The sequence below is a fragment of the Micromonospora olivasterospora genome, assembly GCF_007830265.1.
Taxonomy (GTDB): domain Bacteria; phylum Actinomycetota; class Actinomycetes; order Mycobacteriales; family Micromonosporaceae; genus Micromonospora; species Micromonospora olivasterospora.
On sequence record NZ_VLKE01000001.1, the window covers coordinates 6,262,308 to 6,287,722 of the forward strand.

Sequence of the window (25,415 nt, forward strand, 5' to 3'; positions counted from 1 at the left end):
AGGCAGGCCCACGACAGGGCACCACTAGGCGCGACTCCGGCGCTGAGCCTGGGCGAACAGTCCGGTCGCCGCGAGCGCCATCAGGCCGGGAAGCCAGTACTGCCACGCCTGGGAGAGCCCGGCGAACACGGCGACGTTCTGGGTCACCTGAAGCAGCACGACTCCGCAGAGAACGCCGATGAAGCTGCCGCGCCCGCCGAAGATGGAGGCGCCACCGAGTACGACCGCGGTGATGCTGGCGAGCGTGTAGGACGTCCCGGCTGTCGGGTCGCCGACCCCGATCTGGGCCGCCAGCAGGAACGCGCCGAACAGTGTGCATACCGAACTGGCGACGTAGGCCAGTACCTGGACCCGGGCCACCGGGATGCCCAGCTTGTGTGCGGCGTGCTCGTTCGAACCGGTGCCCCGCAGGTACAAGCCCGGCATGGTCCGCCGCGACGCGAGTTCGAGGCCGAGCAGGAGTGCCACGCCCACGAGCACCGGCCAGGGGACCGGGCCGATCCCTGCCTTCAGCAGTGCGGTAACCGGATCGGCGATCGAGCCGCCGGGTATGTCGCGCATGACCAGTGACAGCCCCTGCAGCGCCATGTACGTCACCAGCGTCGCCACCACGGGGGCGGCCCCCGCGAACCGGACGAGTGCTCCGTTCGCCCCGCCGACGGCGACGGCGAGCAGGGTCATCAGTCCGACCCCCACGATCCACCAGACGACCGCGTAGTCGTCGCTGACATAGAACGACGCCACCACGACGAGGGCGCCGCTGAGCGGGCCGACGGAGAGGTCGATCCCGCCGGTCAACATCACGATCAACTGCCCGGCGGACAGGAACAGCAGGGGTGCGAGCAGTTCCAGCATGCTGCCGATGTTGAAGCTGGAGAGGAACCGCTCGTTCTGCGTGGCGCCGACCAGCCCGAGGGCGAGCACGGCCGTGAGGAGAAAGACACTCGGGCCCTGCTCGCCGCTGAGAAACCGGCGCCACCGGCTCCCCCGGGCCCGGCCGCCGGACGCGGCCTGCTCCACGTCCTTCGTGACCGTGCCGGTCAGCGACGCCGCCGTGATGGCGTCGTCGGATATGTCGTCACCGACGAGTTCGGCCACGACCCGGCCGCCGCGGAAGACCAGAACCCGGTCGCACAGGCCGGCGAGTTCCACGTTGTCCGAGCTGAGCACCACGACGGGTACTCCGTCGTCGGCGGTCCGCCGGAGCCGGTGGTAGATGTCGGAGCGGACACCCACGTCGATGCCCTGGGTGGGCTCGTCGCAGAGCAGGACCTTGGGGTCGGAGAGCAGCGAGCGGCCCAGCACCACCTTCTGCTGGTTACCGCCGGAGAGCGTCTCGACCGCCACGTCAGGCGAGGCGAGCCGCACCCCCAGGTCCGCGATCTCCCGTCGGACGATCCGCTCCTCGGACTGCGGGGCGATGACGCCGGCGCGGGACGTCCGGTGGGTCGCGGCGACGGCCAGATTCTCCCGGACGGAGTGGATGGTGGCCACTCCCTCGATGTGGCGTTCCTGGGGCATGAGCACGATGCCCGACGCGCGGGCACGGCGTGGGCTCGACACGTCGACCGGGCGATCGTCGACCGTCACCTGGCCGCTGCTGCGCGTCGCGCCGCCGAGGGCCCTGATGAACTCCCGTTGGCCGTTGCCCTCGACGCCGGCCAGGCCGACGATCTCGTGCCGCGCCACGTCCACACTCACACCGGCGAACCGGTCGGACGTCAGGTTCCGTACCCGGAGCACGGGTTCCCCCAGATCGTCGGCGCGGTCGGGGAACAGCGCCGTGACCTCGCGTCCGGCGACTCGGGTGATGATTTCCCGCTCGCTGACGTCGGACCGGTTGAATGTGCCGCGGATCTGCCCGTCCCGCAGCACGGTGATGCGGTCAGCCAGCGCGAACACGTCGGGTAGCCGGTGGCTGATGTACACGACCGCGACACCACGGGCCGCAAGCCCGCGGATGCCCTCGAACAGTCGGTTGGTCTCGGCGGCCATGAACGGTTCGGTGGGTTCGTCGAAGATGACGACCTCCGGGTCGCAGGCGAGCGCGCCGCAGATCTCGACCGCCTGTTTCTCGGCGAGAGTCAGGGTGCGGACCGACGAGGTGGGATCGATCGGCATTCCCATCGCCGCCAGCTTGTCCCTCGCCCACCTTGTGGCCTCGGCGAACCTGGGCCGCTTCGCCTCCGGGACCGACAGCATGAGGTTCTCAGCCACCGTCAGGTCGGCCAGCAGCGCTGGATGCTGGAAGGCGATCGCCAGACCCTGCCTGCGCGCGGCGGTCGGCGAGACTTCGGCGATCGGCCTCCCGCCGATCTCGACGCTGCCGGTGTCCGGCTTCAGTGCCCCGGATGCGATCGCCATCAGGGTGGACTTCCCCGCGCCGTTGCCACCGACGAGTGCGTGGATCTCGCCTGCGTGGACCTCGAAGTCGACCCGATCGAGGGCGAGGACGCCGGGGAAGCGTTTTGTCACACCGCGCATCACGAGGCGGGCGTTGGATCCAGCCATGGTTGGTGTCCCTTCGGATGCTTGGCCGTTGACCGGGGTGTCGGCCAACGGCCAAGCATGGAGGTGGATCAGTTGTAGATGCTCTTGAGCTGTTCGGGGCCGAGCTCCGCGGAGAGGATGGCGTTGCTGGGCAGGGCCGGGTCGCACCTGGGCTGCTTGGCCTTGTCGAAGCTGTCCTCGTAGATCGGGATGTTGATGATCTCGGGCTCGCCGTCGGTGATCCCCTGCTTCGCCGCGACCGCCTTGCGCAGGGCGAGTCGGACGATCCAGGTCCGGCTGGAGACAGTCACGATGTTGTAGTCCGGCTGTTGGGCACTACGTTTCTTCCACTCGCAGGCGAAGCCGTTGAGGTCGTTGGCCGTCCAGAGGGGCAGCTTCCGGTTGGCCGCCTCGAAGGCGCGAAGGCCGCCGAGGGATCCGTCACCGGAGTCTGAGATGATCGCGTCGATCTTCGGGTATTTGGTCAGCAGGCCGGCAACGACCCGCTGGGTCTGCGCGGGGTTCCAGTTCGTGTCGATCGGCTTGCCCGGCTCGTTCAGCAACTTGGCGTTTCGGCAGGCGGGGTTCGCGGCGAACTCCTCCTCGACACCCTTGATCTCGGTGGTGCTCTGGGTGTTGCCGGGCGTACCGCCGAGGAACAGCACGTTTCCGCCGGTGTCGCCCAGGTGCGCACAGGTCCACCGCGCCCAGGTGCGGCCGTCGTTGATGGTGTTGTGGCCGACGAAGGTGGTGTAGTCCTTGCCGGGGGTACCGCCCGGGTTGGCGGTCCACGGGACGATGGCGACACCGGCTTTGAACGCCTCCCGCAGGGTGGGCAGCAGCGCCTCTCCGGCGTCGGGGAAGACGACGATGGCGTCGGCGCCCTGGGCGACGAGGGCCTTGATGTCGCTGATCGCCTTCTGCGGGTTGTTCTGAGCGTCGGAGTACGGCATGACGGTGAGGTTCGAACACTTGCGTGCCTCGTCCTCGAACTCCGCCCGGGCCGTCTTGCGCCAGGCGTTGTCACCTGTCCCGTCAGCCAGCGCGACCTTCAACGGCTTGCTGCCGCAGAACTCCTGGATCGACTTCAGCTGGTTGACCTCGCCGACCCGGGTCTGGTCGCTGTAGACGGCCTCGACGTTCGCGGCGTTCGGCGAGTCGTTCTTCTTGGCGGCGCATCCGGTGACGGCGAGCATCGCCGTGATCACCACCGCTCCGGCCGCCGGCACGCGGCGTTGTTTGTCGATCACTGTTCCTCCAGTTCGAGGGCTACTAGGGGAAGAAACGGGCGATATGAGATGGAAGGGGTCACCGGGATCTGGGCACGCCGAGCCGGCGTAGGACCCCGGTCAGTGGAAGTCGGCGCAGGACGACGGCCACCGCGAGCACGACCGCCTGCACGAGCAACTGGATCGAGGTGGTGGCACCGGCGGCCAGGACGACCTGGTTCAGCTGGGTCAGGAACAGCGCGGCGACGCCGGTGGCGAGGGCGTTGCTCATGCCGCCGGTCAGTACGCTCCCGCCGAGGACCACAGCGGCGATGGACGACAGCTGGTACGTGTTACCGAGCAGGATGTCGGGCGTACGCAGGTATCCCGCGAGAAGCAGCCCGGCCGCGGCGTACAGAGCCCCGGCCGCGGCATAGGCGGAGACCTGGTATGCCCCGGTCCGGATACCCAGCAGCCGCGCGGCTGCGGAGTTGGCGCCCGCCGCCATGAACCGGCGACCCAGCACCGACCGGCGGCGCAGCCACTGGGTGGCCACGACCAGCACCACCGCGATGATCAGGAGGTTTGGTACCACCCACACCGAGCCGGTCGCGAAGCCGCTGAGGCTCGGATCCGCCGAGCCGGGGAATCCGCCGGACACCTGTAGGACCACGCCGATGAGGATCGCGTTCATGGCCAGGGTCACCACGAACGCCGCTATCCCGAACCGCACCACGGCGATGCCGGTGACGAGTCCACCGGCCGCGCCCACGAGGAGTCCGAGGGCGGCCGCGATCGGGACCGGGATGCCGGCGAGCTGCGGCACCTTGGTGACGAACACCGCGGCCAGGGCCATCGCGCCGGGCACCGAGAGGTCGATGCCGCCCTGGCTGACGACGAAGGCCTGCCCGAGTGCGGCGACCGCCAGGACCGCAGCGAATGGGAACATCGAGTTCAACGCGGAACCGGAGAGGCTGCCCGGCGCGATCAGCGGGCTGGCCGCGAAGAGCAGCGCGGTCATCACCCACACCGGCGTGAACGGCCCCCGGGGCAGCCGCACCCGTGACGCGGGGATCTGCCTGGATTGCTGTTCGGGTTCGCTTACGTCGAGGGACATCCCGCGTGTCCTTTCTGTCAGACCGGGGTGCGCGTGGTCATACGGCGGTGTAGCCGCCATCGACCGGAATGTCGGCACCGGTGATGAAGCTCGACCTGGGACCGAGCAGGAACACGATCACTGCGGCGACCTCGGAGGTGTCCGCGATCCGGTGCAGCGGATGGGAGTCGACGAGCTGCCGTTCGGCAGCGATCGGATCGGGTTGTGCCGCGAGGTACGTCCGAAGCTGGTCCGTACGGACCGAGCCTGGGCTCACGGCGTTGCAGCGGATGTTGTGGCCGGCGTAGTCGGCGGCGATCTGACGGGTCAGCTGGAGCACCGCCCCCTTGGAGGCGCAGTACGCCGGCTGGTTGGGCAGGCCGACTCTCCCCGAGATCGACGAGAGGTTGACGATGGAGCCGCCCAGCCCTTGACCGACCATGGCTCGGACGACGTGCTTGCACGTGAGGAAGGTGCCGGTCGCGTTCACGGTGAGCACCCGCGTCCAGTCCGCGAGCGTGGTCTCGGTGAGCGGCGTGGAGATCATCGTGGCGGCGCAGTTGACCAGCCCGTCGATCCTGTCCCAGGCGTCGAGTGCCGCGCCGACGGTGTCGTGGACCGCGTCCTCGTCGGCGATGTCGGCTACGTGGGCCAACGCCTGCCGCCCCTCGGAGCGCAGCTCCGCCGCCAGCCGTTCGATCCCCTCCGCTCGGTGGTCGACCAGCAGAACGGCGTCGCCCGCGGCGGCGACGGCACGTGCCACGGCGGCACCGATGCCACCGCTCGCGCCGGTGATCATGATGGCGTTCCCCATGATCAGGTCCTTTGGCTCGTAGGGTCAGCGGTTTGCCGGACGGGCCGGCCGGTCGGTGGGGGCCGAGGCGCTGAACCTCCACCGGTCCCACCTCGAATGCATCCCACCGCTTGGGTGGAGGCGGGATATCCGAGCGTTGTTCGGTGGGCGGCACGTCGCTGCGTTGCACGCGGGTTGTACCGCCGATTATGCAGATGAGCTGCGGGAACAGCTCTAAGCTGGGGACGAGGCTGACATGCTGCATGCAGCATGTCAAGGGCTTGACGGCGACTTGGACGGTTGGCATGCTGCATGCAGCGTGCCGGTGACGGCGGTTCGGAGCAGAGGCGGTGAGTGCTGGAGATGCCCGGGACGAAGGAAACGGTGAGGGTCGCGGTCGCCCAACTGCCATCAGCTCAGGGAAACCCGGATGCGAACGTCGAACGTACGGCCGCGACGATCAGACGCGCCGGCGCGGAGGGCAACCACCTGGTGGTGTTCCCGGAGTGCACGCTCAGTGGATACATGTTCGACTCGCACGAGGAGACGGCGCGCGCCGCCATCGGCGTCGGCGATCCCCGGATCGGGCACCTCGTCCGGGCATGCCGGGAAGCATCGACCATCGCCGTGGTCGGCTTCCTCGAAACCGACGGCACCCTGCTGTACAACTCGGCGGTGACGCTCGGCCCGCACGGGGTGCTCGGGATCTACCGCAAGCAGCATCTGCCGTACCTCGGCGCCGACCGGTTCGTGACACCCGGTCGCGGCGACACCCCGCCGGTGGTGGAGACGCCGGCCGGAAAGATCGGCACGATGATCTGCTTCGACCTGCGCTTCCCGGAGGCGGCCCGGGTGCTCGCCCTGCAAGGTGCGGACATCATCGCGGTGCCGACCAACTGGCCGCGAAACGCGAACATGCTCTCCGACCACGTCACCCGGGTCCGGGCCCTGGAGAACCTCGTCTACCTCGCCGTCGCCGACCGCGCCGACGAGGAGAACGGCACTCCCTTCCACGGCCGGAGCCAGGTGGTCTCTCCGGGCGGGGAGGTTCTGGTCGACGCCGGCACGGACGAAGGACTCTTCGGCGCCGAGGTGGAGCTCGCCCAGGCCCGCAACAAGAAGCTGGTGATCGTCCCGGGCGAGTACGAACTTGAGATCTTCGCCGGACGCAGACCGGACCAGTACACCGAGATCACCGGTCCGGTCCGGGCCGAGCGGGACGCGGACCTCGACTGAGGTCGGACGAAGACATGCGACCAGAGAAGGAGGGCGGCCGTGTGCGGACCTGAGTTCATCACCGAGGCGACCCGACAGAAGATCGCGGCCTACGCCGCCCAGTTCCGGAAGGTGACCAGGAGTCCCTTCGGCCCCGACGACGAGATCGGCATGCTCAACCTGCTGTCGGCTGAATCCGCCCGCGAGGTCATGCGACGCGCCGACGGCGGTGCCGCGATCGACCTGTCGGTGGACATGTTCATGGGCATGCCCTCCTGGACCAAGGCCGGTGACCCGCCCTTCCAGCAGTGGATGACCCACACCCCCGCCGGCACGGTTCTCGACGACCTGACCGGCGCCGGGCAGGCCCAGAACGAACTGGTCGCCTACTCCGGCGACGCGGTGTCGATGTACACCCACACCGGGACGCATATCGACACGCTCAACCACTTCGGCTACAACGGCGAGATCTGGAACGGATTCTCCGCCGCGCAGCACCTCAGTTCCCGGCACTGGACCAGATGCGGAGCCGACAGGATCCCCCCGATCATCGGTCGCGGCGTGCTCTTCGACGTGGCCGCGCTGCACGGTGTCGACATGCTGCCGGACAACTACGGCATCGGCGCCGATGACCTACGGAACGCACTGAAACGACAGCGGACCACCTTCCTGCCCGGGGACATCGCACTGGTCCGTACGGGGCGAATGACCCAGTGGCCCGATCCACGGCGCTACATCGACAACAGCCCTGGACTGAACCTCGACGGCGCGCGGTTCCTCGCCCTGGCCGGAGCAGCGGTGATCGGCGGCGACAACTCGGCTCTCGAACAGATGCCGGCCAACGACCCGGAGAACTGGCAGGTGGTCCACACCTACCTGCTCGGTGAGGCCGGTGTGCCCATCATGGAGATCGTCGACTGTGAGCACCTCGCCGCGGAATCCCTCTACGAATTCGCCTTCGTCGGCGCCTGCCTGAAAATCCGCGGCGCCACCGGCGCGCCGATGCGCCCCCTTGCCCTGCCACTGATCCGCTGAGCAACACGATCAGCCGGATTCCACCGTCACCATTTCAAGTAAGGCGACCCTGTCATGCCCAACGAAGAGTTCACCTCTGCGATCGACCGCAGCCGGACCGCCTACGGAGACGACGGTTTCAGCCGGTACCTGCGGCGAGCGTTCCTGGCTTCCCGCGGGTACGACGACATCGACCTCGACCGGCCCGTGGTCGGGATCGCGGTGACCGCCTCCGACTACAACACCTGCCACCGGGACATGCCGGCCCTGCTGGCGGCCGTACGGCGGGGAATTCTCGAGGCCGGCGGTCTCCCGATGGACTTCCCCACCATCTCCCTCGGCGAGATCCTCACCTCGCCCACCTCCATGCTGTTCCGGAACCTGATGGCGATGGACACCGAGGAGATGATCCGCGCTCTGCCGATGGACGCCGCCGTACTGCTCGGCGGCTGCGACAAGACCGTCCCGGCCCAGCTGATGGCCGCCGCGTCGTCGGACAAGCCGGTCATGCTCGAAGTGGTCGGACCGATGATGACGGGCAGCTGGCGCGGGCAGCGGATGGGCGCCTGCACCGACTGCCGCCGGGTGTGGGGAGAGCATCGGGCGGGAAACCTGACGTCCGCCGACGTGACCGAGGCGCGAAGCGAGCTGGTCACGACAGCTGGCACATGTGCCGTCATGGGCACGGCCTCCACGATGGCCTGCATGGCGGAAACGCTCGGCATGATGCTGCCCGGTGGAGCCACCCCGGGGGCGTCGACCGGCGAGCGGCTTCGCCACGGCGTCGCCACCGGACGACGCGCCGTCGAACTGGCCCGCCAGGGGGCACCCGCGCCGCGACAGGTCCTCACCAGGGACGCGTTCGAGAACGCCGTAAAGGTTCTCGCCGCGCTCGGCGGCTCCACCAACGTCCTGGTGCACATGATCGCCGTGGCCCGCCGGGCCGGGGTGGACCTGTCCCTCGCCGACTTCGACACCATCGGCGCCAAGGTACCGCTGCTGGTGGACTGCAAGCCGTCGGGCGCGAACTACATGGAGGATTTCCACCGCTCCGGTGGGCTTCCCGCCCTGCTCAAAGAGCTGGAACCACACCTGGAGACGTCGACGGTCGGGGTCAGCGGGCATGCCCTGGCCGACCTGCTCGCCGACACCAACGCGCGTGCCGACTGGCAGCACGTCATCCGACCGCTCGACGACCCCCTCGGGCCACCCGGCGCTCTGGCGGTACTGACCGGATCACTCGCCCCGAACGGCGCGGTGATCAAGACCTCGGCGGCCAGCCCGTCCCTGATGCAGCACACCGGCCCGGCCTTCGTCGTCGACGCCGACCAGGACATCGCCTCGATCCTCGACGACCCCGACCTCGACGTCACTCCCGACCACATTCTCGTGCTGCGCTACGCCGGGCCGATCGCCGCTGGAATGCCGGAGGCCGGGGCACTGCCGATCCCGGCCAAACTGGCTCGGAATGGAACACGCGACATGGTCAGGATCTCCGACGCGAGGATGAGCGGGACCTCGTACGGGACGGTTGTCCTGCACTGCGACCCCGAGGCCGCCGCCGGCGGGCCGCTCGCCGCCGTCCGAAACGGCGACCTCATCCGACTCGACATCCCAGCACGACGGCTCGACCTTCTGGTGGATGAGGCGGAGATCCGGCGGCGCCTGGCCGGTTTCACTCCCCCTCCGCTGCCGGAACGTGGCTGGCGACGGCTCTACGCGACAACGGTCCTGCCCCCTAGCCAGGGCGCTGACCTTTCATTCTTGTAGGCTCCGGGCGAGAAATGCGGGGAACGATGGGACCGGCGACATACCTGCGGACAACGGGCCGCGAGGCTGTTGCACGCCGTGCCGGCGGAAAGGGTGGGCGGGCGTGAAGCCACTGTCCGAGGATGTCTCACTGACCGAACGGGTCTTCGAGCAGATCCGGGCCGCGATCATCTCCGGGGAGCTGGCGCCTGGTTCGTTGTACTCGGTGGTGGAGATCGCGAGTCAGCTGGGGGTGTCGCGCACACCGGTACGCGAGGCGCTGTTGCAGTTCGCGGCCAATGGCATGGTCAGGTTCGAGCGCAGTCGTGGCGTACGAATCCTGGAACTCTCGGTCAAGGACATCGAGGAGATCTACTCGCTCCGGCTGCTGCTCGAGGCACCGTCGGCCCATCGTGCGGCGACCGAGATGAGCGAACGCGATCGCGCCGCCCTCAAGAAGGCGTTCGACGGCATGCGGAAAGCGTGTGACGCGGGCGACGAAAGCCTCTTCCAGAGACACGACCTGGTGTTCCACGAAACGATCGTCCGGGCGGCGGGCAACGAGCGGGTCGTCCAGGTCGTGGCGAACACTCGCTCCCAGATGCACGCGCTGGGCCTGTCGACGACGAAGACCCGAACCCTCGCCGACATCCTGGCCGTCCACGAAAAGATCTATACCAATATCATGGCCCGCGATCCGGCTGGTGCCAGCGACGCGGTCCAGGACCACCTGATCGGTACGTTGCAGATGCTGGTGCAGCAGTCGACCGACGACCCGGCGGCGGTCGAGAACTACCAGCCACCCGTCAGACCGCTGAGGATGACCCCCTAGCGGGCGCCGACGTAACAGAGCCGAACGTGTGGTGGGCCCAGTCGGCGAAGCTGGTCCAACCCACCTCGGGGTAGGCGGCATGCAGCGCGGCGATGTCGACCTGGTAACCCGGCCCGTTCAGGAACGCCCACATCGCGTGCATGTCCGCATTGCCGATCTCGGCCAGCGGCACCCGCTCACGGCGCACTTCCCGTCCCAGCGCCGCGCTCAGCGCGGCCGCCATCTGGGCGGGGGTAGGGGCGTCGCTGGCCAGCTCGATGCGCCGCCCGACGTAGGGAGCGGGGTCGAGAAGCACCTGCGCGGCGAAGGCGCCGAGGTCGGCGCGGGCAAGCTGCTGCAGCGGCCGATCCGCCGGCAGCGGCAGATCGAGCACCCCACCGCGAATGCGGTCCGCCCCACCGAGGGCGTTCTCGAAGAAGTACGTCGGCCCCAAGATCGTGTACGGGACGTCACCAGCAGCCAGCTCGGTTTCGATGCGCGCCTTGCTGTCGAAGTGCGGCACACCGCTGCCCTGGTCGGCGCCAGCCACCGAACTGAACACCAGATGCGGCACTCGGGATTCGCCGGCGGCTGCCAGGATCGCCCGCCCCTGGGCGACCTCGGCATCCACGCCCGCCTCGAAGGGCGTCGTGAGCGCGAAGGTAGCCCCCGCGCCCGCCATCGCCGCGGCCAGCGAGCCGCGATCATCCAGCGATCCCGCGACCACCTCGACACCCCCGTCGGCCAACCGGCGAGCCGCCGCCCGCTCCGGGTCGCGTACCAGTGCCCGCACCCGGGCCCCGCGGCCCAACAACGCCTCGGTGACGGCGCTGCCCTGACCGCCGGTCGCCCCGAACACCAAGACCGGCGCATCGGCCATCAAAGACACCTCTTCCCGGCGAGCGGACGCGGCGACCGATCGCCGCCGCGCACCACCCTATCCGCCCTCGTCGGCCGTCACCCCTGTCCTTGCGCAGCCGGCTTCCGTCTTCAGAGTCGTACCGGCCGGTCGACGCCGAGTTGCCCGGCGGCCTCCGCGCTGCCGGCCGGTATCCGGCGGGTCAGACTGCGGCGGCGATCCCCTGCGCGAGGTCTGCGGCCTTCTCGGCGATCATCACCGTCGCCGCGTTGGTGTTCGTCGACACGATCGTCGGCATGACCGAGGCGTCGGCGATCCGCAGTCCGTGCAAACCTCTCACTCGCAGCTGCGGGTCCACGACCGCGTGCGAGTCCACGCCCATCCGGCACGAGCCGGCCGCATGCCCGTAGGACTGCACCGCCTCGCGAACGAACGCCGTGACCGTGGCGTCGTCGGCGGTCAGGAGCGGGTGCGATCTCGCCTTCCAGTCGTCGAAGGCCGGCATCTCGCTGATCCGCAGGGCGTGTCTGACACCGCACACCAGGGCCCGGATGTCGGCAGGCTCGTCGAGGTAGCGGAAGTCGATGCGGGGCGGCACCGCCGGGTCGGGGCTGGCCAGTTCCAGCACCCCTCGGCTGGCGGGACGCATGTGCCCGATGCCGAAGGTGTAGCCATGCTCGGGCGCCGACTGCCAGGGGTTTGTGAAGGGGACGTGGATGAACACGATCTGCAGGTCGATCGACGCCCGCCCGGGCTCGCTGTCCAGCAGCAGCGTCGTCTCGCCGAGATTGCCGCTGGCGGGCGGGAGCGGGCGGCCGGCCTCGACGGTGAGGCCGGCCAGGATGACGTGGTCCTGGAGGCTCTGCCCCACGCCCGGCAGGTCGTGGAGCACCTTGACGCCGACGCGCTCCAGGGTCTGGACGGGGCCGACCCCCGAGGTGAGCAGGAGGTGCGGGGTTCCGATGGCGCCGGCACAGAGGATCGTGTCGTTCCCTGCCGCGTAGTGGCGCCGCTCGCCGTCGACGACCACGTCGACGCCGAGGCACCGGTCACCGTCGACGACCACCCGCTCCACGAACGCCCCGGTCACCAGGTCGAGGTTCGCCCGGCCGAGCGCCGGTTCGAGGTACGCCGTCGCGGTGCTCTGCCGCCGCCCGTCGACGATGAGCAGGTCGTGGCTGCTGGCGCCGCGCAGCTCGGGACCGTTCAGGTCGTCGACGACCGGATGGCCGGCCTGGGCGGCGGCGGCCAGGTAGGCCCGGGACAACGGGTGCGGCTGCGCGGCCGGTGCCGGGCGGAGCGGACCGGTCCGCCCCCGGTACGCCGGGTCGCCGTGGGCGCACGTCTCGGACCGCTTGAAGTACGGCAGCACGGAGGCGTAGTCCCATCCCGTACAGCCGAGGTAGGCCCAGGTGTCGAAGTCGCTACGGTCGCCGCGCAGGAAGGCCATCGCGTTGATGCTGCCGGTGCCGCCGACGGTACGTCCACGCGGGATGTCGTGGACCTTGCCGGTGCCGGTCTGCGGGACGGTCTGGAAGGCCCAGTCCACCTCCGTCCGCCGCAGCGCCGGCCAGGTGGACGTGGTCATGATCCGTTCGCTGACCTCGGCCCGGCCCGCCTCGATCAGCAGCACCCGGACCGCCGGGTTCTCGCTGAGCCGGGCGGCTAGAACGCAGCCGGCCGTACCGGCTCCGACCACGATGTAGTCGTAGCCGATGGGCGTCGACGCCCTCACAGGGACACCACGACCGTCTTGGTCTCGAGGTACTCCTCCAGCGACTCCCGGCAGGTCTCCCGGCCCCAGCCGGACTCCTTGGTGCCACCGAACGGGAGCGCCGAGTCGGCCGCCTGGTAGCAGTTGACCCACACCTGGCCGGACTCGATCGCGGCGGCCATCCGGTGCGCCCGCGAGACGTCCCGGGTCCACACGGCGGCGCCGAGGCCGAAGCGGGTGTTGTTGGCCAGTGCCAGCACCTCCTCCTCGGTGTCGAACGGTACGGCCGAGACGACCGGCCCGAAGATCTCCTCGTGCATGATCCGCGAGTCGGGACGGGCGTTGACGAGGACGGTGGGCTCGACGAAGTAGCCGCCGGCGTACTCGTCCCCCTGCGGCGCGCGGCCACCCGTGACCACCTCGGCGCCCTCGCCGACGACGATCTCGACGTACCCGAGGACCCTGTCGCGGTGCTCTGCCGAGATCAACGGCCCCATCTGCGTGGCGGGGTCGGTACCCCGACCGAGCGTGATCGAGGCGGCGTACTTCGCGAGCCGCTGGACGACCTCGTCGAAGACGCCGCGCTGCACGTAGAGGCGGGAGCCGGCGATGCAGCTCTCGCCCTGGGTGGCGAAGGCCGCGGCGGCCGCGCCGGCGATCACGGCGTCGAGGTCGGCGTCGTCGAAGACGATGTTGGGGGACTTTCCGCCCAGTTCGAGCGAGACGCGCTTGAGGTTGCCGGTGGCGGCTCGCACGATCGCCTTGCCGGTGGGCACCGAGCCGGTGAACGTCACCTTGTCCACGCCGGGGTGCTCGACGAGGGCCACGCCGGCGGTCTCACCGAACCCGGTCACGTAGTTCACCACCCCGGCCGGGATGCCGGCCTCGGCCGTGAGCTGCGCGAGCAGCGCGATGGAGATCGGGGTCTGCTCGGCCGGCTTGAGCACGACGGTGCAGCCGGTGGCGAGGGCGGGCGCGAGCTTCTTGATGGCCATGAGCAGCGGCAGGTTCCACGGCACGATCGCGGCGACCACACCGACCGGCTCCTTGAGGGTGTACGCGTGGAACCTCCCGCCGTGGCTGGCCGGGTAGGAGATCGGGATCGTCTCACCGGTGATCTTCGTCGTCCAGCCGGCGTAGTAGCGCAGTACGTCCACGGAGAACGGAATGTCGAAGTACCGCATCTCGTTGATCGGCTTTCCGCTGTCGATCGAGTCGAGTACGGCCAGCCGCTCGGCGTTCTCCTCGATCAGGTCGGCAAGCCGCCAGATCAGCCTGCCACGGGTCTGGGGGGTGAGCGACCGCCACGCGCCGCCCGGCGCGAAGGCGGCGCGAGCGGCCGCGACCGCCCGGTCGACGTCGCTCGCGTCGCCGGCGGGCACCTCGACGACCAGGCTGCCGTCGGCAGGGTCGTAGACCGGCAACGTCTGACCGCTGCCGGCCGCCACCCACTCGCCGCCGATGAGCATCTTCTCGGCGAGCCTGATGTCAGCCGCGACCGACGAGGTGGTCTGGAGCGTGCTCGTCATCCCGCAACCTCCTGAGAGTTCTGCCATACCAGTAGGGACCGTGGTGGTCGTGTCTCTTGCCGCCGGGGGCGACGGTGCCGGTGCTCCAGCAGTTCGGTGTGGCGCCCCCGCCGTGCGGGCGTGCCGACCTCAGCGGCGGGGAGCCAACCGGACGCTGACGCTCTTGACGTGCGAGTAGTGGTGCAAGGCCTCGATCCCCTTCTCCCGCCCGTAGCCGCTCTGCTTGTGCCCGCCGAACGGCATCTGGACCGACTGGGTCGACCATGAGTTGATGTAGACCTGCCCCGCCTCGATCGATTCGGCGACGCGGAAGGCACGGGAGATGTCCTCGGTGAAGACCCCCCCGACCAGGCCGAACTCCGAGTCGTTGGCGAGGGCGATGGCCTCCTGCTCGGTGTCGAACGGAATGACCACCAGGACGGGTCCGAAGATCTCCTCCCGGGCGATCCGCATCTCGTTGGTGACGCCGGAGTAGATCGTGGGCTCGACATAGAAGCCGCCGTCCAGCTCGGGATCGCTGACCACGGCGCCGCCGAGCTCGGTTCGGGCGCCCTCCTCGGCGGCGATCGCGAAGTACCGCTGCACGGTGTCGTACTGGCCTCGGGTGATCATCGGACCCACGTCCTGGCCGGGACGCAGCCGCCGGGCGGCCGCCACCAGCGCCTCGACGAGCCGCTCCTGGACCGACCGCTCCACCAGAAGCCGGGTTCCGGAGGAGCAGACCTGGCCGGCGTTGGTCGTGAAGGCTCGGACGGCCTCGGCGGCGGCGAACTCGAGATCGGCGTCGGCGAACACGATGTTGGCCGACTTGCCGCCGAGTTCGAGAGTCAGCGGGAGGATTCGGTCCGCCGCGATCCGCCCGATGTCCTGCCCGACCCGCACCGAACCGGTAAAGGCCACCTTGCGCACGAGCGGGTGCCGCACGATCGCGGTCCCGACCTCGTCGCCGCGGCCGAGCACCACGTTGAACACCCCCGGCGGCAGCCCTTCCTCGCTGGCGATCCGTGCCAACGTCACGGTCGTCTGGGAGGTGGTTTCCGCGGGCTTCGCGACGATCGTGTTGCCGGCGGCGAGCGCCGGGGCGCAGGCCCGGGCCGCCTGGTTGAGCGGCAGGTTCCACGGCGTGATCACCCCGACCACCCCGAACGGTTCGCGCAGCGTGTAGACGTGCAGGTCGGGCTGGATATCGAGCACGTCGCCCGCCGGCAGGTTCACCAGTGCCGCGTAGAACTCGAAGTACTCCGCGGCGCCGCGGATCTCGGCCGTGGCGAGGGCGAGCGGCTTGCCGGTGTCGAGGCTCTCCAACTCGGCAAGGGCGTCCAGGTCCGCGAGCAGCCGCCGGCCGATGGCCGCCAGGATCCGGCCGCGTTCCAGCGAGGCGATCCGACGCCACCCGGGCGCCGCGGCGTGGGCCGCCCGCACGGCGAGGTCGACATCGGCCGCCGTGCCCTGCGCGACCTGTGCTCCGGCACCGCCGGTCGCCGGATTGGTGCCGGAGCGGAAGTTCCCGGTGGTCGGCGGGACGGCCTCGCCGCCGATCCAGTGCAGCAGCGGGGCGGTCACCGGTCACCGCCGATCAGCTCGTACATGGCGGTGTGGTCGGTCTGCGGCGTGACTTCCCCGGCGATGCGCCGCCACTGTCGGGCCACGCCGTCGGCAATCTCGGTGGCCTGGCCGAGTTCGCGTGCCAGGTCGACGGCGATCCCGACGTCCTTGGCCATCAGCTGCAGCGCGAACCCCGAGTCGTGGCTGCCGCTGATCATGAACTGGGCGACCTTGTTCTCGCTGGTGTTCGAGCGCCCGGAGGAGCTGTTGAGCACCTCGGTCATCGTCTCCGGCGGGATGCCGAACCGCTCCCCCAGCCGCAGCGCCTCCACGGTCACCGAGATGGTGGTGGCCGAGACGAGGTTGTTCAGGGCCTTCGCCGCGTGCCCGGACCCGATGGGGCCGACCGGGATGACGGTACGGGCCAGTCGTTGCAGGGCCGGGCGCACCTCGGCCAGATCGGCCTCCTCCCCGCCGACCAGTACCGCCAGCGTTCCGGCGACCGCGCCGCGTACCCCGCCGGAGACGGGAGCGTCGAGCATCCGCAAACCCCGGGCGGCCAGCCGCTCGGCCAGCGCACGGGTGCGCAGCGGCTCGGAGGAGCTCATGTCGACGACCAGGGTGCCGGGTCGCAGGGCGCCCGCGACCGCGTCGCCCTCGAGCACCGATTCGACAATCGCCGAGTTCGGCAGCATCAGGACCAGGGCGTCCACAGCGCGGTACGCGTCGACGGTGTGGGCGGTGACCGCCTTCGGGTGGTCGGTCACGAATCCCTCGGCGACGTCCGGTGCGGCGTCGGCCACGGTGAGCCGGTAGCCCGCGTCGTACAGTCGCGAGGCCATCGGTCGGCCCATCTTGCCGAGGCCGATGAACCCGATGTGCTCGATCCCCATCCCGGTCACTCGGCATCCACCGCGGCGAACACCTCGGCTGCGAGGCGGAAACTCTCCAACGCGGCGGGCCCGCCGCAGTAGAAGGCGGTCTGCATGAGGACCTCCTTGATCTTTTCCCGGGAGACCCCGTTGTTCAGCGCACCGCGGACGTGCGCCTTGAACTCGTGGCCCCGGTTGAGGGCGGTGATCATGGCGAGGTTGATCAGGCTGCGCTCCTCCAGGCTGAGCCCGGGGCGGTTCCAGATGTCGCCCCAGCAGTACTTCGTCACGTACTCCTGCAGGTCGATCGAGAAGTCGGTGGCGGCAGCCAGCGACGCGTCGACGTGGGCGTCGCCGAGCACCCGGCGGCGCATCGCCAGGCCGGCCTCGTACAGGTCTTCGGTCACGGTGGGTTCCTTCCGAGCGGTGGTTCAGATCCGGGCCAGGTCGGCCCAGTCGCGGATGACGAACACGTCGTCGGCGGCGGCGACGTGACAGGCGGAGTGCCCGCCGAAGTGGGCCGGGAAGACCAGCAACGAGCGGTCCGCGGCCTCGGCGAGGAGGCGGCGGCGGGACGCCCGGGCCAGCGCCGGGTCCTCGCAGAAGCAGCTGTTGACGTCCGGGTCCGCTATCTGCACGGGTGAGTGGATGATGTCGCCGACGAAGAGCGCGCCGGCGTTCCCGGACTCCAGCCGCAGCACCGCGGAGCCGGGGGTGTGCCCGGGCGTGGCCTGCAACACCAGGTCGGAATCGATCCGGTACTCGCCGCTCCAGAGCTCGACGAGTCCCGCGCGGTGCACCGGGACGACGCTGTCCTCGAAGACGTTCTGGTTGCCGTCGGCCGGCGGCCGCGGGTTCCGCACCGGGTCCCAGAACTCGAAGTCCTCCTGGGTGATGAGGTAGCGCGCGTTCGGGAAGGTGGGCACCCAGCCGCGGCCCTCCAGACGGGTGTTCCACCCGACGTGGTCGACGTGGAGGTGGGTGTTGACGACGACGTCCACGTCCTCCGGTGCGACCCCCGCCGCGGCCAGGTCCGCCAGGTACGCCGTGTCGTGGTGGGCGTAGACCGGGGCGTAGGGGCGTTCCTTGCCGTTGCCGGCGCCGGTGTCGACCAGGATCACCGCCCCCTGGCTGCGGATCAGCCAGGTGTGCAGCACCGAGCGGAGCTGCCCTTGGCCGGCGTCGAAGAAGTCCGGGTCTAGCCATCCGGCGTTGTCCCGCCAGTACGCGGGGTCGCTGTCCGGGAACAGGAAGCCGGGGGTCGCCGGGCTGGGGCCGGCGTGCTCCTGGATCCGGGTGATCTCGACGCCGCCGATGACGACCGTCTGCGGCCCGCTCACCACGACCGGTTCACCTCCGGCACCGGGTACGCCGCCTCGATCTCGGGCGTGGCCGAGGAGAGCACGAAGTTCGCCGTCTCCATGACCTCGGGGGTGAAGCCGTTGCCCTTGGCCAGCGTGCGGGTCTCGGCCATGTAGGCGCTACGCGCCTGGGCGGCGTCGGTCATGCTCCGCTCACGCTGCTCCCACACCGCGAGCGCCTCGCCGATCTCGTCGTACTGGTCGAGGGTGTGGGCGAGTTCGACCGCGTTGACGAGGCCGACGCTGGCCCCCTGCCCGAGCGCGGGACACATGGCGTGGGCCGCGTCCCCGACGAGCACCGCCCGACCGGTCGACCAGGGCGTCACCCGGTTGGTCTGGTAGCTGTCGTGTCGGCCGCCCTCGGCCCTGCCGGCCAGCTCCACCGCCGTGGCCAGGTGCGGGAAGCGCTTCGACCAGACCTCGACGTCGATCGGGATTCGCGAGGCCCGTTCGTTGGTGGTGGTCGCCATCATGCCCAGGTAGATCGTGTCGGGCCCGGTGGGGATGAACAGGATGCGCATCGGGTCCGGCTCCAGCGTCCAGAAGTCGATGACCCGGTCCCACTCGGGGCCCTGGAACTCCTCGGGCCGCGGGATCAGGACCCGGCAGACGCCGTCCTGGTACCTCTTGCGTTCCTGGGTGAGCTCGCCCAGCGAGTTACGTACGACCGAGCCGGCGCCGTCGGCACCGACCACCAGGTCGGCCGCCAGCCGGGCCCCGTCCGCCAGGAGCAGGGCGCCCGACGGGTCGGCGCCCACCGCCCGGGAACCGGTGACGATCTCGACCCCGGCCTCACGGGCAGCCGAAACGAGCAGCGCGTGCAGCTTTGGCCGGGTTATCGCCCAGTAGGGATAGCCGGCCAGCTCCGACGAGACCGGGTCGCCGTTCAGGCTGGTGTCGTAGGTGCCGGGCTGTACGCCGTTCGCCCGGATTGCCCCGGCTACCCCGATGACCTCGAGGGCCAGCATCGCGTTGCGCCACAGCAGGATGCCGGCGCCGAAGTCGCGCACCTGGTCGTTCTGCTCGTGCAGGCGGACGGTCCAGCCACGGCGGGCGAGCGCGATGCTCACGGTGAGACCGGCGAACCCGGCGCCCGCGACCTCGGCGTGGCGGGTACCGCCGGTGGGGCTTGTCGGGCGGATTCCTGTCATCTCGGTGCCTCCGCGTCCACCCACACGGTCATGTTCCCTCGCGCCAGCGTGTGAAAGTGCAGGTTGAAGCCCAGGACGACCGGGGTCAGCTCGGGATCGATCTCGAGCGCGGGGACGTCGACCGCGTGGACGATGAACACGTAGCGGTGGCGGCCCGAGCCCGTCGGCGGGTTGGGGCCGATGTACTGGCGCATCCGCAGGTCGTTGGGGAGGGTGAGGGACCCCGGCGGCATCGGTCCGTCCGGCGCACCGGCGCCGGCGGGCAGCGAGGTCACGGAGGCGGGAATGTTCGCCACGGCCCAGTGCATGAAACCGACCCCGGTGGGAGCGTCCGGGTCGTAGCAGGTGATCGCGAAGCTCTTGGTCTCGGCCGGGAAGTCCGCCCAGGCGAGGTGGGGTGAGGCGTTCGTGCCGCCGATGTCCGGATCGCGGTAGGGCAGCGGCATCTCCGTGCCGTCGACGAGGTCGTTGCTGAATACCCGCAGCGGTGGCGCCGGGGTCACGGCCGCGTAGGGGTCGTCGTTGATCACAGTTTCTCCTGTCCCGATCACTTGTCGGCGATCGGTGCGGTGTCGACGCGGACTGTGCGGATCGTGGTGCGGATGTCCCAGGTGCCGGCCCAGCCGTCCGGCAGGGCGACGGCGCTGCCGGGGGTCAACTCGTGCGAGGTGCCGTCCTCGTCCGCGACGGTGGCCTCGCCGGAGATGACGTACAGGTAGGAGGCCCCCTCGGCCGCCGCCCGCCGGTACACCCCCGGTCGGCGTTCCTGCACGGCGCACCGGCCGTCGGGGCCGTCGAACACGACGGTCTCGGCGACCGGCGGCGCCCAGGAGGCCCCTCCCGCCACCGGCGGGAGCTGCAGGTCACCTCCGTGCACGTCGGCCGCGGCCAGGAAGGCGGACGGCTGCACGCCCTCGCGGTACGGCGGCACCGGGGTCGTGTGCAGGTAGACCTTCCGGATGGTCTCGCGGATGTCCCAGGCGCCGACCCAGCCGTACGGCAGCACGATCACGCTGCCGGCGGTCAGCTCGTGGGTGGTGCCGTCCTCGTCCGTGATGGTGGCCTCGCCGGAGATGATGTACATGAACGAGCCCCGCCTGTCCTTCACGCGGGGATAGACACCGGCGTCGCACGCCCAGACGGCGAAGAACGAGCCCGCAGCGTCGTACAGGACTCTCTCGTAGGCGAACGGCGCGCCCCGGAGGATCGGCTCCATCGAGATCTCGACGGGGAGCTGGCCTTCCAGGACGGCCCCAGCGTCCAGGAACACCGAGGAATGAGTGGTCTGGTTCGTCGTCATGGCTCTTTCCGTAGAACAGTCAGTGGGCGGTTCGGGCCAGTTCGGTCGTGTTCAGCGGGGGCGCCGCGGGTGCCTCGATGCCGAGCAGGTCGAACGAGGGGCGGTGCAGGATCCCGTGCAGTTCCTCGTCGGTGATGGGCGTGTGCGCGATCTGCCGCATCCGCGCGACGATCCGTTCGAGGGCGGTGGTCGCGCTGGCGGCGGACACCATCGGGGAGTCGCTGCCGAAGAGCACCTTGGAGAGGACGCCGTACTCCTTGGCGGCCGAGAAGGCGTTCGCCAGCACCGTCGGACGGCTCGCGATCGCGGACGTGTCGGCGAAGACGTTGGGGTGCCGGCGCATCACGACGACGGTCTCGTAGATCCACGGGTGACCCATGTGTGCGACCACGATCCGCAGGTCGGGGAAGGTGCACGCCACGTCGTCGAGCAGCAGCGGGTTGGCGTCGGGCAGCCGGCCGGCGTTCGCGAAGATCGCGCCCTGGTGGATCATCACGGGCAGGCCGAGCCGCTCCGCGGTCTTGAAGACCCGCATCGTCATGGGGTGCAGCGGCGAGGTTCCCTGGTAGATCGGCCCCATCTTGATGCCGACCAGTCCAAGTTCCGCGTGGCAGCGCTCCACTTCGTCGACGGCGTCGTGGCGGGTCGGGTCGACCGACATGAAGCCGACGGTCTGCCCGCCGACTTCTCGTACGAATGCGGCGACGGCATCGTTGGGGACCATGATCCCAGAGGCCTGCGCCTGGAGCCCGAAGACGATCGTCCGCTCGGCGGGCGCGACGCCCCGACGGTAGGACTCCACCGTGACCAGGTCGATCTCGTCGGAGGCCAGCGTCTTCGAGACCCGCCCCAGCCCGTCCGTCCAGGGAGAGCGCTGGTGCTCCCGAGTCCAGAAGTGCGTGTGCACGTCGGTGATCAAAGTCAGACCTCACTTCGCAGATAGGGAACGGCGAGCGCCTCTGGCGCCTTGTGCCGCCGTTTGCCCTCGACGGCGAGGGCGACGAGCGCCAGCACGTACGGCATGGCGAGCCACAGGGACACCGGCAACGTCACGGCCGGCCGGACAATGGCGAGCACGACCAGCGCCGCGACCACGGCCAGGCCGGCGAGCTCGACGGCACCGGCCCGCCGCCGGTCGGGACGGGAGGCGGCAGCCGCACGCCGGACGCGCCCGGCGCCGATGGCCACCAGGATGAGTAGGGCCGCGGCAATCCACACCTCACGAGGGATGTCGCCGACGGCCTGCAGCCGCAACTGGGTGGCATCGGTGACCGCGAAGATCGCGACGGCAAGGCCCAGACCGCTCAGCCGCCAGCCGCCGAACAGGACGGCGGCGATCGCCAGGTAACCACGCCCGCCGGTCATCGCCTCACGGAAGACACCGACGTCGCCGATGGAGATGTATGCTCCCGCCGCTCCGGCGCAGGCCCCGGAGAGCAGGACACCGGCCCAGCGCAGCCCGCGGACGCTGACGCCGGCGGCGTCGACGGACACCGGGCTCTCACCGGTCGCCTTCAGGTTGATGCCCCAGGTCGTCCGAGTCAGTGCCAGGGCCACGAGGACGACGACGACGGCCGTGGCATAGATGAAGGCGTCCTGGGTGAACAGGGCGGGCCCGAGGACAGGCACGTCCGAGAGCAGCGGAATCGCGAGTCGGGGCAGCGGGTCGAAGGCGCGTGGCTTGCTGAAGAGGTCGTCGTTGAGGAACGCCGTCAGGCCGTAGCCGAGCAGGGTCAGCGCGATGCCGGAGATGATCTGGTCGACCTTGGTCTCGATCGCGAGCACGCCCATCAGCGCCCCGAACAGCAGGCCGCCGACGATGCCGCCGAGGAAACCGACCGCGATGTTCCCGGTGCCGGCCATCACGAGGTAGCCGCCGAAGGCGCCGACGAGCAGCACACCTTCGAGCCCGACGTTCAGTACGCCGGCCCGCTCGGAGACGAGTTCCCCGGTGGCGGCGAGCAGGATCGGAGCGGCGATCGTGATCGCCGAGACGAGGAACGCGACGTCGAACATGCCCATGTCAGGCCTCCTCGGTCCGGGCACCGCTGCGGGCGACGACGCCGGCCCGGCGACGGGCGGGGCGGGCCTGGCCACGGACGGCGCCCTCCTGCCCCTCAGGACGACGGCCGCCACCAGGACCAGCACGATGACGGCGCCCTGGAGCACCGACGCCAGCGAGGACGGCACATCCAGCTGGGCCTGCATGGCGGTCCCACCGACGTTCAGCGCGGAGAACACGACGGCGGCGGCGACCGCGCCGACCGGTGAGTTGCGCGCCAGCAGGGCGACCGCGATGCCGTTGAAGCCGACGCCGGCTTCGAATCCGTCGCTCATCCAGGGCGCGGAACCGGCGAAGAGCAGCGCGGCGCCCGCGAGACCGGCGAACCCACCGGAGATCACGATGGCCGAGACCCCCTCGCGGACCGGATCGATGCCCGACCACCGAGCGGCCTCCTGGTTGCCGCCGGCTACCCGCAGGCGGAAGCCGAACGCGGTGCGCGACAGCAGCAGCACCACGGCGACGGCGCACACCGGGAGGAGCACCACGTCGTACGAGAGCGTGCGCCCGGGGATCGACTCGACGCTCGGCCACAGTGCCGCGGCCGGGAAGTTCGCCGACTGCGGTTGACCGTCCAGGGAGCCCTGCAGCGGCCCCCGGACCAACCAGTTCGCGACCTGGATCGCGACCAGGTTGAGCAGGAGCGACGACACGATCTCAAGGACCCCGCGCGAGGCCCACAACCAGGCGGTCAGGCCCGCCCAGAGTGCCCCGCCGACGATGCCGGCGACGGCGGTGAGCCCCACCGCGACCGGGCCCGGCAGGCTTCCGCACTGCAGCCCGACCGCCGTGGCCAGGGATCCACCGGCGAGGATCTGACCGGGAAAGCCGACGTGCAGACGTCCGGCCCGGGTGGTCAGGATCCAGCCGAGCGCGACGAGGAGCAGCGGCACGGCCTGGGTCAGGGTCGTACCGGCGTTGGCCGGCGTCCCGAACGTTCCGCTCCAGAAGGCGTGGAACGCGTCGGGCGGCGCCACCCCGATCGCCAGCAGCAGGAACGCGCCGACGACCAGCGCCGCCAAGGCCACCCCCACCTGCACGAGCAGCCGCATGACCAGGTCTTTCGACAGCATCACAGGGCCTCTCCCGACGACGTCATGAGGGCGCCGAGGCTGGCGCGGGTGGCCTTCTCGGCGTCGACGACGCCCTGGATGCGGCCGTGGGCGAGCACCGCGATCCGGTCGGACATCGAGATGACCTCGTCGAGGTCCATGGAGATCAGCAGCACGGCACCACCGCGTTCGCGGTGCGCGACGAGGCTCCGGTAGACGAAGTCCGCCGCTCGTACGTCGAGACCCCGCACCGGCTGCGCGGCGATCAGCAGGGCCGGATTCCCCGACAGTTCCCGGGCGAGGACGGCCTTCTGCTGGTTTCCGCCGGAGAGCCGCCCGATCGGCAGGTTCTCGCTGTCGGCGCGCACGTCGAACTCGTCCATCAGCCGGCGGGCCTCGGCGCACGCCGCCCGGATGTCGAGCAGTCCCCGCCTGTTCAGCGGCGCGCGGCGCAGCGACCGTAGGGTGATGTTCTCCCACAGGGCCATCCCGGGGACGATCGCCGCGTGGTGCCGGTCCTCCGGAATCACGGCTCCGCCGGCTCGGAAGAACCCTCGCGGCGACCGGTGGGTGAATGGCCGCCCCGCCAGCTCGATGGTGCCCGACAGCGTCCGCCGGATGCCCACGAGCACCTCGACGAGTTCGGACTGCCCGCTACCGGCGACACCGGCGATCCCCAGGATCTCGCCTCGGCGCACCTCGAGGTCGATGCCCTGGAGTGCCTTCGGCCCGGCCGGCTGGCTGTCGTCCCGAGCGACGTCGAGGCCGCGGATGGTGAGGACGGCGGGACCCGGCGTGCCGGCGGGGAGCGGCGGACGGTCGGCCACGCGATCGCCGACCATCAGGGTCACCAGGTGGTCGGGGGTCGCCTCCGCGATGGTTCCCGAGCCGCTCACCGCGCCTCGGCGCAGCACGGTGTACCGGTCCGCGACGCTGAAGACCTCTGAAAGTTTGTGCGAGATCAGGATGACCGCGTGACCGTCGGCGGCGAGCCGCCGCATCAGGTTGGCGAGTTCGTCCCACTCGCCCGGGCTCAGCGCGGCGCTCGGCTCGTCGAAGATCAGGATCCGGGCGCCTCGGCACAGCAGCTTGACGATCTCCAGTCGCTGCCGCTCCCCCACCGACGCGTCGGCGACCAGCCGGTCGGGCGTGATCCGCAGGCCGGTCGTCGAAGCGACCTCCTGTGATCGGTGACGCGCCTCGGCCAGACCGTTGCGCCATGGGACGGCGGCGGGTGCGATGGCGAGGTTCTCCAGCTCGGTCAGGGTCGGTACCAGCGTGAAGTGCTGGTGGACCATCCCGATTCCGGCCCGTAGTGCGTGCTCGGGCTTGCGGAAGCGCACCGGCTCTCCGTCGAGCTCGATGCCACCCTCATCGGGGGCGTAGAGGCCGGTGACGATCCGCATGAGCGTCGTCTTGCCCGCACCGTTCTCGCCGAGGAGGGCGTGGATCTCACCCCAGGCGATGTCGAGGTCGACGGCGTCGTTGGCGACGAAGGAGCCGAACCTCTTGGTCACTCCGGTGAGCCGGAGAGCGGGGGCTCTGGTGTCCGCGCCGCGCAGGGCGGGGCCGGAATCGGGACGAGTCTTCATCG

Annotated in this window: 21 protein-coding genes; 4 read left to right on the forward strand and 17 right to left on the reverse strand. The window is 70.2% G+C overall.

Features of this window, described 5'->3' with window-relative positions:
* Positions 1 to 24: 24 nt before the first annotated feature.
* The 4 genes from JD77_RS28340 to JD77_RS28355 all read right to left on the reverse strand — a co-directional run bounded on the left by JD77_RS28340 (position 25) and on the right by JD77_RS28355 (position 5,608).
* Positions 25 to 2,511, reverse strand: a complete 2,487-nt coding sequence (locus JD77_RS28340) for an ATP-binding cassette domain-containing protein (RefSeq protein ID WP_145776931.1) — start codon at positions 2,509 to 2,511, stop codon at positions 25 to 27.
* Between the two features lie 68 nt (positions 2,512 to 2,579).
* Positions 2,580 to 3,740: a substrate-binding domain-containing protein gene (locus tag JD77_RS28345; protein ID WP_145776932.1), complete on the reverse strand. Its 1,161-nt coding sequence runs from the start codon at positions 3,738 to 3,740 to the stop codon at positions 2,580 to 2,582.
* Between the two features lie 58 nt (positions 3,741 to 3,798).
* A complete protein-coding gene (locus tag JD77_RS28350) occupies positions 3,799 to 4,815 on the reverse strand; it encodes an ABC transporter permease (RefSeq protein ID WP_170286577.1) in 1,017 nt (338 codons plus the stop codon).
* Between the two features lie 37 nt (positions 4,816 to 4,852).
* On the reverse strand, positions 4,853 to 5,608 hold the full coding sequence (locus JD77_RS28355; protein WP_145776934.1) for an SDR family NAD(P)-dependent oxidoreductase: 756 nt from the start codon (positions 5,606 to 5,608) through the stop codon (positions 4,853 to 4,855).
* Between the two features lie 363 nt (positions 5,609 to 5,971).
* Between JD77_RS28355 and JD77_RS28360 the strand changes: the two genes are divergently transcribed.
* From JD77_RS28360 to JD77_RS28375, 4 genes are all read left to right on the forward strand, one after another.
* Positions 5,972 to 6,823 (forward strand): carbon-nitrogen hydrolase family protein, encoded by an 852-nt coding sequence (locus tag JD77_RS28360; RefSeq protein WP_211372714.1) that lies wholly within the window; start codon positions 5,972 to 5,974, stop codon positions 6,821 to 6,823.
* A gap of 150 nt (positions 6,824 to 6,973) precedes the next feature.
* Positions 6,974 to 7,837, forward strand: coding sequence for a cyclase family protein (locus tag JD77_RS28365; RefSeq protein WP_211372715.1), 864 nt, complete (start codon positions 6,974 to 6,976; stop codon positions 7,835 to 7,837).
* A 54-nt stretch (positions 7,838 to 7,891) separates the two neighbouring features.
* Complete coding sequence (locus JD77_RS28370; protein WP_145776936.1) at positions 7,892 to 9,586, forward strand: dihydroxy-acid dehydratase; 1,695 nt, start codon at positions 7,892 to 7,894, stop codon at positions 9,584 to 9,586.
* Between the two features lie 103 nt (positions 9,587 to 9,689).
* Positions 9,690 to 10,397: a GntR family transcriptional regulator gene (locus JD77_RS28375; protein ID WP_145776937.1), complete on the forward strand. Its 708-nt coding sequence runs from the start codon at positions 9,690 to 9,692 to the stop codon at positions 10,395 to 10,397.
* Here JD77_RS28375 and JD77_RS28380 read toward each other — a convergent pair.
* The 13 genes from JD77_RS28380 to JD77_RS28440 form a co-directional block, all read right to left on the reverse strand.
* On the reverse strand, positions 10,372 to 11,256 hold the full coding sequence (locus tag JD77_RS28380; RefSeq protein ID WP_145776938.1) for an NmrA/HSCARG family protein: 885 nt from the start codon (positions 11,254 to 11,256) through the stop codon (positions 10,372 to 10,374). The two genes, JD77_RS28375 and JD77_RS28380, sit on opposite strands and share 26 nt — an antisense overlap.
* Positions 11,257 to 11,437: 181 nt before the next feature.
* On the reverse strand, positions 11,438 to 12,970 hold the full coding sequence (locus tag JD77_RS28385; RefSeq protein WP_211372716.1) for a GMC family oxidoreductase: 1,533 nt from the start codon (positions 12,968 to 12,970) through the stop codon (positions 11,438 to 11,440).
* Positions 12,967 to 14,478, reverse strand: coding sequence for an aldehyde dehydrogenase family protein (locus tag JD77_RS28390; protein ID WP_145776939.1), 1,512 nt, complete (start codon positions 14,476 to 14,478; stop codon positions 12,967 to 12,969). The genes JD77_RS28385 and JD77_RS28390 overlap by 4 nt, the downstream gene beginning before the upstream one ends.
* 129 nt (positions 14,479 to 14,607) lie before the next feature.
* The gene (locus JD77_RS28395) at positions 14,608 to 16,041 is read right to left on the reverse strand and encodes an aldehyde dehydrogenase family protein (protein ID WP_211372717.1); all 1,434 of its coding nucleotides are present in this window, start codon (positions 16,039 to 16,041) and stop codon (positions 14,608 to 14,610) included.
* The gene (locus tag JD77_RS28400; protein WP_145777826.1) at positions 16,038 to 16,916 is read right to left on the reverse strand and encodes an NAD(P)-dependent oxidoreductase; all 879 of its coding nucleotides are present in this window, start codon (positions 16,914 to 16,916) and stop codon (positions 16,038 to 16,040) included. The genes JD77_RS28395 and JD77_RS28400 overlap by 4 nt, the downstream gene beginning before the upstream one ends.
* A 5-nt stretch (positions 16,917 to 16,921) precedes the next feature.
* The gene (locus tag JD77_RS28405) at positions 16,922 to 17,302 is read right to left on the reverse strand and encodes a carboxymuconolactone decarboxylase family protein (protein WP_246141049.1); all 381 of its coding nucleotides are present in this window, start codon (positions 17,300 to 17,302) and stop codon (positions 16,922 to 16,924) included.
* 24 nt (positions 17,303 to 17,326) lie between these two features.
* On the reverse strand, positions 17,327 to 18,235 hold the full coding sequence (locus tag JD77_RS28410; protein ID WP_211372719.1) for an MBL fold metallo-hydrolase: 909 nt from the start codon (positions 18,233 to 18,235) through the stop codon (positions 17,327 to 17,329).
* Complete coding sequence (locus JD77_RS28415) at positions 18,232 to 19,407, reverse strand: FAD-dependent oxidoreductase (protein ID WP_145776941.1); 1,176 nt, start codon at positions 19,405 to 19,407, stop codon at positions 18,232 to 18,234. The genes JD77_RS28410 and JD77_RS28415 overlap by 4 nt, the downstream gene beginning before the upstream one ends.
* Positions 19,404 to 19,937: a YbhB/YbcL family Raf kinase inhibitor-like protein gene (locus JD77_RS28420; RefSeq protein WP_211372720.1), complete on the reverse strand. Its 534-nt coding sequence runs from the start codon at positions 19,935 to 19,937 to the stop codon at positions 19,404 to 19,406. Before JD77_RS28420 ends, JD77_RS28415 begins: the two co-directional genes overlap by 4 nt.
* A gap of 17 nt (positions 19,938 to 19,954) precedes the next feature.
* The gene (locus JD77_RS28425; RefSeq protein WP_145776942.1) at positions 19,955 to 20,707 is read right to left on the reverse strand and encodes a cupin domain-containing protein; all 753 of its coding nucleotides are present in this window, start codon (positions 20,705 to 20,707) and stop codon (positions 19,955 to 19,957) included.
* Positions 20,708 to 20,726: 19 nt separating this feature from the next.
* Positions 20,727 to 21,626, reverse strand: coding sequence for an amidohydrolase family protein (locus JD77_RS28430; RefSeq protein ID WP_170286578.1), 900 nt, complete (start codon positions 21,624 to 21,626; stop codon positions 20,727 to 20,729).
* Between the two features lie 2 nt (positions 21,627 to 21,628).
* Positions 21,629 to 23,842: an ABC transporter permease subunit gene (locus JD77_RS28435; protein WP_145776944.1), complete on the reverse strand. Its 2,214-nt coding sequence runs from the start codon at positions 23,840 to 23,842 to the stop codon at positions 21,629 to 21,631.
* Positions 23,842 to 25,413, reverse strand: coding sequence for an ABC transporter ATP-binding protein (locus JD77_RS28440; protein WP_145776945.1), 1,572 nt, complete (start codon positions 25,411 to 25,413; stop codon positions 23,842 to 23,844). Before JD77_RS28440 ends, JD77_RS28435 begins: the two co-directional genes overlap by 1 nt.
* Positions 25,414 to 25,415 lie beyond the last annotated feature (2 nt).

What these genes read in the sequence shown, in the direction of transcription:
- JD77_RS28415 (WP_145776941.1), bottom strand. Translation starts at nt 19,407, where the DNA reads ATGACAGGAATCCGCCCGACAAGCCCCACCGGCGGTACCCGCCACGCC.
- JD77_RS28400 (WP_145777826.1), bottom strand. Translation starts at nt 16,916, where the DNA reads ATGGGGATCGAGCACATCGGGTTCATCGGCCTCGGCAAGATGGGCCGA.
- JD77_RS28390 (WP_145776939.1), bottom strand. Translation starts at nt 14,478, where the DNA reads ATGACGAGCACGCTCCAGACCACCTCGTCGGTCGCGGCTGACATCAGG.
- JD77_RS28425 (WP_145776942.1), bottom strand. Translation starts at nt 20,707, where the DNA reads ATGACGACGAACCAGACCACTCATTCCTCGGTGTTCCTGGACGCTGGG.
- JD77_RS28350 (WP_170286577.1), bottom strand. Translation starts at nt 4,815, where the DNA reads ATGTCCCTCGACGTAAGCGAACCCGAACAGCAATCCAGGCAGATCCCC.
- JD77_RS28340 (WP_145776931.1), bottom strand. Translation starts at nt 2,511, where the DNA reads ATGGCTGGATCCAACGCCCGCCTCGTGATGCGCGGTGTGACAAAACGC.
- JD77_RS28370 (WP_145776936.1), top strand. Translation starts at nt 7,892, where the DNA reads ATGCCCAACGAAGAGTTCACCTCTGCGATCGACCGCAGCCGGACCGCC.
- JD77_RS28365 (WP_211372715.1), top strand. Translation starts at nt 6,974, where the DNA reads ATGCTCAACCTGCTGTCGGCTGAATCCGCCCGCGAGGTCATGCGACGC.
- JD77_RS28440 (WP_145776945.1), bottom strand. Translation starts at nt 25,413, where the DNA reads ATGAAGACTCGTCCCGATTCCGGCCCCGCCCTGCGCGGCGCGGACACC.
- JD77_RS28380 (WP_145776938.1), bottom strand. Translation starts at nt 11,256, where the DNA reads ATGGCCGATGCGCCGGTCTTGGTGTTCGGGGCGACCGGCGGTCAGGGC.
- JD77_RS28355 (WP_145776934.1), bottom strand. Translation starts at nt 5,608, where the DNA reads ATGGGGAACGCCATCATGATCACCGGCGCGAGCGGTGGCATCGGTGCC.
- JD77_RS28435 (WP_145776944.1), bottom strand. Translation starts at nt 23,842, where the DNA reads ATGCTGTCGAAAGACCTGGTCATGCGGCTGCTCGTGCAGGTGGGGGTG.